General features: G+C 68.7%; 8 protein-coding genes. 4 read left to right on the forward strand and 4 right to left on the reverse strand.

The window, feature by feature from the left end; translation table 11 throughout:
- Positions 1–336 precede the first annotated feature (336 nt).
- On the forward strand, positions 337–480 hold the full coding sequence (locus J3476_RS24695) for a hypothetical protein (RefSeq protein ID WP_207068943.1): 144 nt from the start codon (positions 337–339) through the stop codon (positions 478–480).
- 149 nt (positions 481–629) lie between these two features.
- On the opposite strand, the gene J3476_RS24700 is transcribed toward J3476_RS24695, so the two are convergent.
- From J3476_RS24700 to otsB, 4 genes are all read right to left on the reverse strand, one after another.
- The gene (locus J3476_RS24700; protein ID WP_207068944.1) at positions 630–1,616 is read right to left on the reverse strand and encodes a 1-phosphofructokinase family hexose kinase; all 987 of its coding nucleotides are present in this window, start codon (positions 1,614–1,616) and stop codon (positions 630–632) included.
- 28 nt (positions 1,617–1,644) lie between these two features.
- Complete coding sequence (locus J3476_RS24705) at positions 1,645–3,690, reverse strand: erythromycin esterase family protein (RefSeq protein WP_207068945.1); 2,046 nt, start codon at positions 3,688–3,690, stop codon at positions 1,645–1,647.
- 105 nt (positions 3,691–3,795) lie between these two features.
- Entirely contained in the window at positions 3,796–4,230 is a 435-nt protein-coding gene (locus J3476_RS24710) for a pyridoxamine 5'-phosphate oxidase family protein (protein ID WP_207068946.1), read from the reverse strand.
- Between the two features lie 91 nt (positions 4,231–4,321).
- Positions 4,322–8,308: a trehalose-phosphatase gene (gene otsB, locus J3476_RS24715; RefSeq protein WP_207068947.1), complete on the reverse strand. Its 3,987-nt coding sequence runs from the start codon at positions 8,306–8,308 to the stop codon at positions 4,322–4,324.
- 187 nt (positions 8,309–8,495) lie between these two features.
- Here otsB and ppsA point away from each other — a divergent pair, with 187 nt between their 5' ends.
- From ppsA to J3476_RS24730, 3 genes are all read left to right on the forward strand, one after another.
- Positions 8,496–10,802 (forward strand): phosphoenolpyruvate synthase, encoded by a 2,307-nt coding sequence (gene ppsA / locus J3476_RS24720; RefSeq protein ID WP_207068948.1) that lies wholly within the window; start codon positions 8,496–8,498, stop codon positions 10,800–10,802.
- Positions 10,803–10,944: 142 nt separating this feature from the next.
- A complete protein-coding gene (locus J3476_RS24725; protein ID WP_207068949.1) occupies positions 10,945–11,865 on the forward strand; it encodes a universal stress protein in 921 nt (306 codons plus the stop codon).
- 107 nt (positions 11,866–11,972) lie between these two features.
- A complete protein-coding gene (locus tag J3476_RS24730; protein ID WP_207068950.1) occupies positions 11,973–12,968 on the forward strand; it encodes an NAD(P)H nitroreductase in 996 nt (331 codons plus the stop codon).
- Positions 12,969–12,984: the final 16 nt, after the last annotated feature.

The raw sequence follows: 12,984 nt of genomic DNA on the forward strand, positions 1-12,984 counted from the left end.
GCGGTCGGGCTGTGGCGCGGCCGTCGCAGATCACCCCGTCGGCGGGCGAGGTGATCCGCAGATGCGTGGTGGCCCAACGCAGCGAAGCCGCGTCGCCCAGCAAACCCACTCGAGCGTGGACCCCGCGGTGTCACCCGGATCACAACGACGGCGTCGGCGCCCCTCCAGAGGCGCAGTTCATGCGCTTCTGTCGCCAAAATCACACCTGGAAAGTTGATTTACGCAGAATTAACAAGGACGATCTTGGCGTTCCTCCATTGGGTGATCCTCAACTGGAGGGCGCCAGACAGCAAACATGTTTCCGCTATCCGGAAACCAGCACAGGAGTGAATAGACATGTCCTTCGGTCAGTTTCGCGCAGACGTGAAGCGTGCCGTGAACCGGCGACGGCTCTACGCGCGGATCTACGCCCTGCCGGAATCCACGGTTCGCGACGAGCTGCTCGCGATCGCACAGCGCCACGAGGACCTTCATCGCTGACGTGGCGATCCCACACACCGAAGCCGGTGGCCCCTACGGGCTGCCGGCTTCACCGCTTTCGGGGCAGCACTGCCCCTCGGGGCCGCACTGACCTTCGGTCGGCGCGGTCGTCCGGTCGGCGCGGTCGTCCGGTCGGCGCTGTTCGTTCTTCAGTCAGCCAGAGCCGTCACGCGCACGGCACTGGCGGGTCCCGCCACGCGTCCGAAGAATCGGTCGACATCGGCCGCGGCGAAGCACGACGTGCCCGGCGTCAGCAGTTTTGCGGCCGACGCGGCGATGCCGTACCGCACCGCCTCGGTCAGTGACCATCCCCGGCTCAGGGCCACGGTGATGCCGGCGACCATCGCATCGCCGGCGCCCACGCCGCTGACCACCTGCACCGGAAGCGCCGGGAACCGGTGACTGTCGTAGTCGGTCACCAGCAGTGCTCCGTCCGGACCCAGCGACACGACCACCGCCTGGGCGAGGCCGCGGTGAACGAGTTCCCGCGCGGCGGCCACCTGATCGCCTTCGGTCGACAGCGCCCGCCCCATACACTCGCGTAGCTCGCGCACACTGGGCTTGAGCAGATGCACCCCGGACGTGACGTGGCTGAGCCCGCCGCCGGAGGTGTCCAGGATCAACCGACAGCCCGCCCCGGCGCAGACGTCGGCGACACGGGCATAGAAGTCGGGGGCAACCCCGGGCGGCAGACTGCCACTGGCCACGATGTACTGCGCCGTCGCGGCGGTCGCGCGCAGCACGTCCAGGCAACGCTTCTGCTCGTCGGCGGTCAGCCGGGGCCCCGGCAGCACGAACCGGTACTGCTTGCCGGTGCTGCGCTCGTTGACCGTGAAGCTCTCCCGTGTCGACCCGGCAACGGGCACCGGGATGTTGGGCACACCGGCCTCGTCGACCAGATCGATCAGGCGTGAGCCGGTCAATCCGCCTGCCGAGAACACCGCCGCCACCGACCCGCCCAGTGCGTGCACGAAGCGCGCGACGTTGACCCCGCCCCCACCCGCGTCGTAGCGCTCGTCGCCGCAACGGATCTTGCTGGTGTGGCGCACCTCCTCGGCGTCGGCGGTGACGTCCAGAGCCGGGTTCATCGTCAGCGTGACGATCGACGCGCGGACGGTCAGCGGAGACCGGCTCATGAGACCTCGTTTCCTTTGCTCACGTGCGTCACAGACCGGTCGGATAGGTCTCGGGGGTTTCCCCGGCGCTCCACACGCTGCCGGCTTCCAGCGGCTCCAGCGCCGTCGTCCGGTCCAGATGGATGAGCGCGTCGAACTGCTCGCCCGGACGAACGTGGTAGTAGTGGCTCTGCCGTTCGGCGGCGGGGAGGTAGATGACCCCGATCGCGCGGCCCAGCCGCACCACGTCGAGCGGTTCGGCGGCGGCGCGGCTGAGCATGGGCGAGATGAGGAACTCCGACCGCTCGACCTCGTGGAACAGCTCCTCGACGCTGCCGTTGAGCGCGGGACGCACGATTTTTCGTTCGGCGATCCCGCCCCACCGGCTGGCGGCAGTCACCGTGCCCGTATAGGTCGTGAAACCGATCAGCCGGACCGCCGAACCGTGGTGCTCACGGGCGAGTTGACCCAGTGTGAGCTGGCCGTCGGCCCCCACCTCGGTCGCTCGAGCGTCTCCGACGTGGGAGTTGTGCGCCCACACCACAATTCGTGCCGGCGGGGCATCCTGATGACGGTCGAGGTGGGCCAGCAGCGCGTCGAGGGTCTGGGCCATATGGCGGTCGCGCAGATTCCAGGACGTGACGCGGGCGCCGAACATCGCGCGGTAGTAGCCCTCGGCATTGCGCACGGTCTGGGCGTTCTGCTGGGCGTAGAACAACTCGTCTTCGGCGAGCAGGCCGTCTCGGCGGGCATATTCCACAGCGTTGCGTTGGAGCTCGACCAATTGCTCGATCGCTTCTCGCTCGCAGGACAGGCCCGCACCGAACGCTGCGGCGTAGCCGTAGGTCTGACCGTCGTCGGCGCTGGTGTGATCGAAGCACGCGTAGCGTTGTCTGGCCCGCGCTGCCGCGACCGGGTCCATGGTGTCCAGATAGTCGATCACCTCACGCATCGACCGGTGCAGGCTGTAGAGGTCGAGTCCGTAGAAACCCGTCTGGCGTCGGCCCTCCCCTCGCTGCCGGGAGTTGTGCGCGTGCAGCCAGTCCACGAAGTCGCGCACCACCGTGTTTCGCCACATCCATGCCGGAAAGCGCTCGAACCCGCGCAACGCCTCCTCGGGCGAGGCGTCGTGTCCGAGGCCCCGCACGTAGCGGTTGACCCGATAGGCGTCCGGCCAGTCCGCCTCGGCGGCCACCGCGCAGAAACCCTTCTCCTCGATCAGCCACTTCGTGATCTCCGCCCGTGCCCGGTAGAACTCGGCTGTGCCATGCGAACTCTCGCCGATCAGCACGACGCGCGCGTCACCGATGATCTCCTCGAGCGCTTCGGCAGGTGGCACTCCGGCGGGCGCGTCGACGGCGCACCGCTCGACGACCTCGGCGGGTGTCTCGGCGATGCGGATCCTCGCGGTCGCGATGCCCACCGTCGGCGTGGCCAGCAGCTGGCGCACCTCGTCGTCACTGACCTGGGTGAAATCCCAGAACGACTCCCCCACCGCGAGGAACGGGGTGGGCATCGACGCACACACGACATCGTCGACCAGGCCGGCGAATTCGCGGCATGTCGACTCCGGCGCGGCGGGTACTGCCACGACGATCTCGGCGGGCGACATGTCGCGCAGCGCCTGGACCGCCGCGAACATGCTGGCGCCGGTGGCGAGCCCGTCGTCGACCAGGATCACCGTGCGGCCGGCCAACTCCAACGGTGCGCGCCCGCCGCGGTAAGCCGCTTCGCGACGCTGCAGTTCGCGGCCCTCGCGTTCGGCCGCCTCGCGCAACTGTTGGGGCGTCACACGCAAAGCCCTTACCACGTCGTCGTTGACGACGACCCGGCCGCCGCTGGCCAGCGCACCGACCGCGAACTCCTCATGCCCGGGCGCACCGAGTTTGCGCACGATGAAGGCGTCCAGCGGGGCGCCGAGTGACGCGGCCACCTCCCAGGCCACCGGCACGCCGCCGCGGGCCAGCCCGAGAACGATGACGCCCTCCCGCCCGCGGTAGGCGCCGAGCAGGCCGGCGAGCACCCGTCCTGCTTCCCGTCGATTCCGGTAGATCTGCCGTTTCGGGGTGTGGGATGCCCGTCTCGCTGTGGTCATCGAGGTACTCCGTTCACCGGTGGACGCGGCGCCTTGCTCTCCTCATCGCACTACACCGGGGCCGACGCCGGTAGGGACCGAGGTCCCTACCCGTGGCGGCACAGGTCAGACCTTGCTGGTCGCCCGATTCGGTTCCGAGCCGAACGCGAACCGCCTCCCGGTGACACTGAGCGGCTTGATCCGCACGAAATGCGGCTTGTCCGTCGACGTCCACGGCAGCAGCTGCGCGCGTTCGGCCTCGGCGATGTCCTCGTCGCTGCGCAGCGAGCGCGCCACACCCTTGACGATGACGCTCCAGCCGGTGACGACGGTGTGGTCGTCCACCTCGAACAGCACGTGGTTGTTGATCGCGGTACTGATCAGCTTGGTGCCCTCGGCAGTACGGAACAGGATGCTGCGGCCCTGCACGGCGAAGTTGACCGGGAAGATCTCGGGTTGCCCGTCGACACTGGTGACGAGTCGGCCCAGGCTCACTCCGGCCATGTGATTCCAGCATTCGGTCTCCGACATGATGGAGATCGGGTGAACGTCATCGGTCATGAGCTGACGATAACCCGCCGGCCCCGTGACCCGATGTGGCACAAAGTCACTTTCTGCGCCGTCACCCTCCACGGTCACCTTCTGCACCGCATCAGGGTGGTGGGGCCGCTCCGCTGAAGGACACCGCGGCGCCGGCGTCGAGCACCTGGATCTCGCCGCGGCATTCCACGGTCACCGGTGCGGCGTCACCGGGCTCGGCGCGCAGGGTGGCGCCGCGTCCGGCCACCTGCAGCCGCAGCCGGTGTCCGCGGTAGCGGAAGGTGAACTCCAGCGGACCAAGGGATTTGGGCCACAGCGGACCGATGACGATGCGGTCGGATCGGATCTCCAGGCCGGTGAAGCATCGCTGCAGCAGGTCGATGCTGCCGGCCATCGCGGCGAGGTGGATGCCTTCCGCCGTTGTGCCGCGCTGGATGTCGACGATGTCGGATGCCAGCGCCTGCGCGAAGTACTCCATGGCCTGGTGGCGGTTGCCTCGGGCCATCACCCAGGCATGCACGACGTTGCTCAGTGTCGAGCCGTGCGAGGTTCGCCGGTGGTAGTAGTCGATGGTTCTCGGGATCTGCTCGGGGGTGAATCGATACCCCAGACGGTCGAACAGTTCGTAGAGTTCCTCAGCCGAGAGCAGGTAGAACAGCATCAGCACGTCGGCCTGTTTGGCCGCCTTGTACCTGTTGACGCTGTCGTCCTCCGCCTCCAGGATCCGGTCGAGCCGCTGCAGGTTGTCGTAGCGGGCGCGGTAGCCGTCCCAGTCGAGTTCCTGGAGGTCGGCATAGCCTTCGAACTGGCTGATCACGCCGTCGTGGAACGGGACGTACATGCGGCGGCTGACGTCTTCCCACCGCACCAACTCCTCGTCGTCGACTCCCAGCGACTCCAGCAGCGCCAAGCGGTAGTACATCGGCATCCGGTCCAGCGCCTCGAGCGCCCGCACGATCACCCACACCGCCATCACATTGGTGTAGGCGTTGTTGTCGACGCCGTCGTAGTCGCGGCCGGGGTAACCGGAATGGAACTCGTCGGGTCCGATGACGCCCTTGATCACGTACCGGTCGCGGGCGGTGTCGAATTCGGCCAGGCTGACCCAGAACCGGGCGATGTCGGCGAGCATCTCGGCGCCGTAGTCGATCAGGAACCCGATGTCACCGGTGACCTGGTAGTGCTGCCAGACATTGAAGGCGATCGCGAGGCCGATGTGGTGGGCGCGGGCGCTCGCATCGGGATTCCAGCGCCCGGACCGCGGATTCAGATGCAGGCGTTGGCTTTCCTCGCGACCGTCGCTGCCCGACTGCCAGGGATACATGGCGCCGGCGTATCCCGCTTCGGCCGCCGCACGCCGCGCTTCCGGCAGCCGCCGGAAGCGGTACATCAACAGCGCGCGGGTCACCTTCGGCAGCCGCAGGTTCGTCACCGGGAAGACGAACAACTCGTCCCAGAACACGTGGCCGCGGTAGGCCTCCCCGTGCAGCCCCCGGGCGGGCACCCCCACGTCGAGGTCTGCGGTGTGCGGGGACACCGTGTTGAGCAGGTGCAGCTGGTGCAGCCGGATGAGGCGCAACAGGTCGGGGTCGTGGCCCATGTCGATGCTGAACCGCTCCCACAGGTGCGCCCAGGCCAGCCGGTGTCCCCGTTCGATCTCGGCGAAGTCGCCGGTGCGGCGCAGCTCCCGTTCGGCGGCGACCGCCGGTCCCGAGATCGCGTGATCGCGGCTGGTGAACACCGCCGCGACCTTCTCCAGAGTCACCGCCCCACCCTGGCCGAGGTCGGCCACCACGTCGTGGCCCGCCCGCCGGTCCTCGACGACCGGCGTGATCTGGGTGACCGGCGCGGTGGCACCGTGCGCTGCGTGGCGAACCATATGCCGCACCGCCACGGCGATCTGAATCGTGGACTCGACGGTCTCGGCAGCCAGCGCCACCGCGTCGTCCGACAGGGTGTGCACGTCGAGAATCCTCAGATGCCGAGACGCGAGCTGGCGGTAGCGTTCCACGCCGCTGTTGGTGACGTCACCGTCGACGGTCGAGCGCATCTCGACCCGGCCGGCCCAGTTCTGCGCCTGCAGAGTGGTTTCCAGCGCAGCCACGTGCGGCTGGTGCATGGCGACCAACCGCCGCTGTGTGACCAGGGTGGCGCGCCCCTGCGGATCACGCCACACGAATTCGCGGGTGAATGTCGCACGGCGCAGATCCACGGTGGCCCGATACGCCGAGATGTCGGCGCTGTCGATGTCGAACCAGGGTCCGCCGTCGATCCGGAACTGCACCGGCAGCCAGTTCGGCAGGTTGACCAGGCTTTCGTTGTCGATGGTGACACCGGCGATCTCATCGGTGAGCCGGTTGTAGACACCGGCGACGTAGGTGGCCGGATAGTGGAATTCACCGGCGGCGCACTCGGGCGCCGCACCCCGTACCGCCATGTAGCCGTTGCCCATCGTGCACAGCGCTTCACGCAGTCTCTCGTCATCGCGCTGATAACCACCGAAGATCAACGTCCACGGATCGTTGGTGGTGTCCTGCGCGCTGGCCAGCTGCTCGGCGAGACGGGTCAGGAAGCGGCACACCGCGTCGGGATCCTCGAGGGCGAACCGCGCCGCGGTCCGCCGGTCACCCGATTCGACACTGCGCACGGCGATCCCGACACCTTTCTGCCGGATCGCGTCGAAGGCGTCCTCGTCGGTCAGGTCGTCGCCCAGGTAGATGGGCAACTGCAGATCGGCGCCGTCGATCTGAGCCAGGATCCAGTTCACGGTCCTGCCCTTGTCCCAGTCGACGTCGGGTCGCAGTTCGACGACCTTGCGCCCTCCGGTGACCCGCAGGCCGTCACGTTGGCCGATGATGCGCACGGTGGCGATCACCTCGTCGACCCGGTCGTCGTCGACGTTGCGATAGTGCACCGCCACGGAGAACCGCTTGTCCTCGATCAGCACACCGTCGATACCGTCCAGCCGCTCGTGCAGCGCCGCAACGGCGCTCTGCAGGAGATCGACGGCCTGGAGCCCGGCCTCGTTCTGGTGGTGGGCGCCGTCCGGGGACACCAGTTCGAAGCCGTGGCTGCCGGCGTACCACAGTCCGGGCACCCCGATGCGCTGCCGGATGTCGGCCAGGCTGCGGCCGCTCACCACGGCGACGGGACAGTGCGCAGCCAGCGCGGCCAGTGTGTCGCCCGCGCCGGGCAACAGCGTTGCGGCATTCGGATCGGCGACGATGTCGGACACCGTTCCGTCGAAGTCCAGCAGCACCACCGGCCTGCGCGTTTCGGCCAGCGGCGCGATGTCGGTGTAGGACTCGAGGGCGTCAGGCAGATCCGACACCCGTTGATGGCTGTCGCGCACCGTCAGCGCCACCAGATCACCGACCACGACGTCGGCGCCGCAGCGGCTCAGTTCGTCGGCATCGCCGTCGCGGTCCACTCCGATGACCAGACCGAAGCCACCGTCGCGTCCAGCGGTGACGCCCGCGGCGGTGTCGTCGATGACGACGCAGCGTCGCGGACTGACCGCCAGCCGGTCCGCGGCGTCGTGCAGGATGCGTTGCAGGGTGTCGGTCCGGGTGGGCGCCCCTGCCGCCGTCTCCCGCGTGGCGGGTCCGTCCACGCGGACACCGAACAGATCCGAGAGTCCGGCGGCGTCGAGGATGCGGGCGCAGTCGCACCGTGAGGCGAACACGGCCGTGGCGATGCCCGCTGCCTGCAGCTGGTGCACGAATTCGACCGTCGACTCGAACACGCGCACTCCGTCGGCGAGCATGTCCGCACACAACTGCGACGTCCGGTTCACCAGCGCCCACACGGTCCCCTCGGCGTGATCACCGGGCTGACCCGTCGGCAGAGAGATACCCTGTGTGACAAGGAAGTCGGTGACACCTGCAGCCTCCGAGCGGTGCCCCAGGTATTTGTGGTAGTCGGCGTCGGTGAACATCGCAGGCGGTGCGCCCTCGGCGACGGCCCTGCGCGCCAGGAAGTCGTTGAGCGTCGCCTTCCACGCTGCCGTGTGCAGCGCTGCGGTGTCTGCCACGACACCCTCGACATCGAAGATCACCGCGTCGTGATAGCGCGAGTCCACGAAGACCGGCAGCTTCATTGCTGTCCTCCTCTGCTTCCGCCGTCCAATACCACCGAGGCGGGCCGGAAAACGAAAGGGACAGAAGTCACTCGTACCCACCGGGCACCGAACAGGGACCTTGTGCCCTGCGCAACGGGGACCTTCGGCGGGCAACTGTGGTCCTCTGACGGTACGCCGGACCCACGCCGAGGAACAGGGTGAAGCCATGGACATTCGAAGCAAAGACGCTTACGTCCGCGACATCTCGGCGCTGACGATCGACGACGCCGAAGAGGCCGGCGGCAAGGGTGCGAACATGGGTGAACTCGTCGCCGCCGGGCTCCCGGTGCCGCCCGGGTTCGTGTTGCTGCGGGACTGCTACCGGGACTCCATGGGCTCCGGTGGCGTGGCCGCCGACCTCAGTGCGTTGCACCGTGAGGCACTCGACACCGGATCGGACACCGGCCGGCTGAATCAGCTCTGCGAACAGATGCAGAGCCTGGTGCAGAAAGCCGGTGTCGACGACGCGGTTCGCGAGCTGGTTCTCGAGGCGTACCGCGAGCTCGGGGCATCCGCCGGCGGCGAGGTCGTCGTGGCGGTGCGCTCGTCGGCCACCGGTGAGGACGGTGCGGACGCGTCGTTCGCGGGGATGAACGCCACCATCACCAACGTGGCCGGCGAGGAAAATCTGCTCGAGGCCGTGAACCGCTGCTGGATGTCGCTGTTCAGCCCCAGGGTCATCACCTACCGCGCCACCCGTGGCTTCACCGCCGACCCCGCGATGGCGGTGGTCGTGCAGCAGATGGTGAACTCCGAGAAGGCCGGTGTCGCCTTCACCGCAGACCCGAGCACCGGTGCCCGCGACCGGGTGGTGATCGAGGGTGCCTACGGGCTGGGCGAGGTGGTGGTCTCCGGCGAGGTCGAGCCCGACACCTACATCGTCGCCAAAGAAACGCTCGCGCCGCTCGACATCCGTATCGGCCACAAGGCTTTCAAGATCGTCCGGGGTGGCGACGGGCACGACGCCAACGTCGACCTCGACGACGCCACCGCCGACTCGCGTGTTCTCGACGAGTCCGAACTGCGCGCGATCGCCGAGTTGGCCGTCGCGGCCGAGCGGCACAACGGCTGCCCGCAGGACACCGAGTGGGCGATCTCCGCGGGGCGCACCTACCTGGTCCAGGCCCGGCCCATCACGACGTTGGGCCACACCGCACCACCGGCCACCGAGGAGCACATCGTGCTGGCCCGGGGCCTGGCCGCAGCACCCGGCACGGCATCGGGCAAGGTGCGGGTGCTGCAATCGCCCGATGAGGGACATCGGTTGCAGGAAGGCGAGATCCTGGTCGCGCAGATGACCAACCCGGACTGGTTGCCCACCATTCGGCGGGCCGCGGCGCTGGTGACCGACACCGGCGGGATGACCTGTCACGCCGCAATCGTGGCCCGCGAACTGGGGGTCCCCTGTGTGGTGGGCGCCCGCACCGCCACCCGCGACCTGCACGACAGCACCGTGGTCACAGTGAACGGAGCACGCGGCGAGGTGGTCTCAGGAGTGGTCGAGGCGCCGACGGTGTCGGTGACCGCGCGCGGCCCGATGTCGGCGGACGGCGCCGCAGCGGCGCCGTCATCGCCGGCCACCGGCACCCGGGTGTACGTCAACCTGGCCATGCCCGAGACCGCTGAAACCGTTGCGGCACAGGATGTCGACGGCGTCGGTCTGCTCCGCGCGGAATTCATGCTGACCGAGGCGCTCGGCGGACGCCACCCGCGCGACCTCATCGCCCATGGCGAACAGGGCCAGCTCGTCGACAAGATGGTCGCCTCCGTCGGCCGGATCGCCGCGGCCTTCGCGCCGCGGCCGGTGGTCTACCGAGCGACCGACTTCCGCAGCAACGAGTTCCGCGGCCTGGCCGGCGGCGAGGTGTACGAACCTGTCGAACACAATCCGATGATCGGTTACCGCGGGTGCTACCGGTACGTCAAGGAACCCGACCTGTTCGCCCTCGAACTGGAGGCCCTGGCGCGGGTCCGCGAGCAGTCGCCGAACGTCACCTTGATGATCCCGTTCGTGCGCACCCGCTGGGAGTTGGAGGAATGTCTGTCGCTGGTCGACGCCAGCCCGTTGGGCCGGCAGCGGGGGCTGCACCGCTGGGTGATGGCTGAGGTCCCCTCCGTCGTGCACTGGCTGCCCGAGTACATCGGAATGGGTGTCGACGGGGTGTCCATCGGCAGCAATGACCTGACCCAGCTGGTTCTCGGCGTGGACCGCGACTCCGATGTGTGCGCCGAGTTGTTCGACGAGTCCGACGCCGCGGTGCTCGACGCCATCGGTCAGATCGTCGGCACCGCGCGCAGAATGGGGATCACGTCGTCGCTGTGTGGTCAGGCACCCTCGACCAATCCCGCGTTCGCCGAGCACCTGGTGCGGATGGGGATCACGTCGGTGTCGGTGAACCCGGACGCGGCGGCCACCACCCGGCGGGTCATCGCGGCCGCCGAACGCAGGGTGCTGCTCGAGTCCGTTCGCTGAGCGCGCTCGCCCGAGATTCCCGTAATGCCGTGTTTGCGGGTTCGTCAACGGGATACAGTGTGGCCAGGGAGGGTGCCCGCTGCTTGCCGACTCGCTCGTAGCTGTCGGCGCGTTCGCCTGCCCCGCTGCACAGGAGTTGAGCATGGCACCGGACACGACGTCGAGCGCGACGAAGCTCTCGGCCGGACACGGGATCCTCGTCGGCGTCGACGGCTCCGACGAGTCGCTGGCCGCGGTCGCGTGGGCGGCAGAAGAGGCGGTGCTGCGCGCCACGGCGATCACGCTGATGCACGTGATCTCGCCGATGGTGGTCACCTGGCCCATCCAGTCCCTGGAGTACGCCTACGCCGAGTGGCAGGACACCAATGCCCAGACGGTCATCGAGCGGGCACAGCAGGCACTGCACGCCGCCCTCGGTGACGCCGAACCGCCCCGTGTCCGCGCTCATATCAGCCACGACGGCATCGTGCCCGAACTGGCTGCGGCGTCGGCGGATTCGTCGCTCGTGGTGGTGGGCAACCGCGGGTTGGGCCCGATCGGCGGCGCGGTGCTGGGCTCGGTCAGCCGAAGCCTGCTGCAGCACGCGCACTGCCCGGTCGCGGTGATCAAAGCGGGTCCGGCCCGAGGCCGTGAGGACGGGGCGCGGCCAGTCCTGCTGGGTGTCGACGGGTCACCGGCGTCGGAGACGGCCACGGCGTTCGCGTTCGATGCGGCCTCCCGCCGCGGGGTACCGCTGGTCGCGTTGCACGCCTGGTGTGATCTCGGCGTCTTCGGCACACTGGGAGCCGACTGGGCAGCCCACGAGAACCAGGGCCACGAGCTCCTGGCCGAACGCCTGGCGGGCTGGCAGGAGACCTACCCCGACGTCGAGGTCCGGCGCCACCTGGTGTGCGACCGGCCCGCGCGCTGGCTCATCGACGAGTCGAAGAACGCGCAGTTGGTGGTCGTCGGGAGTCGTGGCCGGGGCGGTATCGCCGGCATGCTGCTGGGCTCGGTGTCCACCGCGGTGGTCGAGTTCTCACCGGCGCCGGTGGTGGTGGTCCGCGGCGCACCCGACTCGTAGTCGCCACCTCGACGACTCCGACCACCCAGGCCTTCCGCTGGGGACCATTGGCCCTGGTCACCGACTGCTGCTCCGGGTCACACTGGTAGTGAGTCGAGGAGGTCGACATGGGTTTTGCCGTCGTGGACACCGAGGTCATCTCGGATGCCGTGGAGCTGGCGTGCCGCGCGCCGTCGCTGCACAACAGCCAGCCGTGGCGGTTCATCGTCGACGGTGTCGACGGCCAGGCCGTGCACCTGTTCCTCGATCCGGACCGCGCGCCCCGGCACACGGACACCACCGGACGGGAGGCGCTGATCAGCTGCGGGGCGGTACTCGACCACCTCCGCGTCGTGATGGCCGCCGCCGGATGGCGAGCCCATGTGGAGCGATTTCCCAACCCCAACAATCCCGAGCATCTGGCGTCGCTGAGCTTCAGCCCGATGGACTTCGTCACCGACGGTCACCGCCGTCGCGCCGAGGCGATCCGGCAGCGCCGCACCGATCGACTGCCGTTCGCGACACCGCCGGACTGGCAGTCGTTCCTGCAGCGGCTGACCGACACCGCGAACTCGGTGTGGGTGCGCGTCGATGTCATCGCCGACGAGTTCCGCCCGCAGCTGGCCGAGGCGTCGCGGATGACCGAGGAGCTTCGCCTCTACGATTCGCCCTATCATGCTGAGCTGGTCGGCTGGACGACCGATGTCGGTGTCAGCGAGGGCATCCCGGTGGCCGCGCTGATCTCGGCCGCCGAGAACGAACGCGTCGAACTCGGCCGGCAGGATTTTCCGAAGGTCTCTTCCGGTGACCGGCGAGTCGAGGTGGCCACCGACCACGCCAAGGTGTTGGTGTTGTCGACCTATGACGACAACCGCGAGGCGATGCTGCGCTGCGGCGAGGCGCTGTCCGCGACACTGCTGGACGCAACGATGGCCGGGATGGCGACCTGCACGCTGACCCACATCACCGAGGTGCCGGCGAGCCGGCAGATCGTGACGACGCTGGTGGACCGGCACGCCGCCCCGCAGGTGCTGATCCGGGTCGGGCTCGCCCCGGGTGTCGACGATCCCGGGCCGGCCACGCCACGGCGCCCGCTCGACGAAGTGCTCGAGTTCACCGCGTGAGCCCCGCTCAGGTCGA

Origin of the sequence: Mycobacterium sp. PO1, assembly GCF_017312405.1 — a bacterium.
GTDB lineage: Bacteria > Actinomycetota > Actinomycetes > Mycobacteriales > Mycobacteriaceae > Mycobacterium.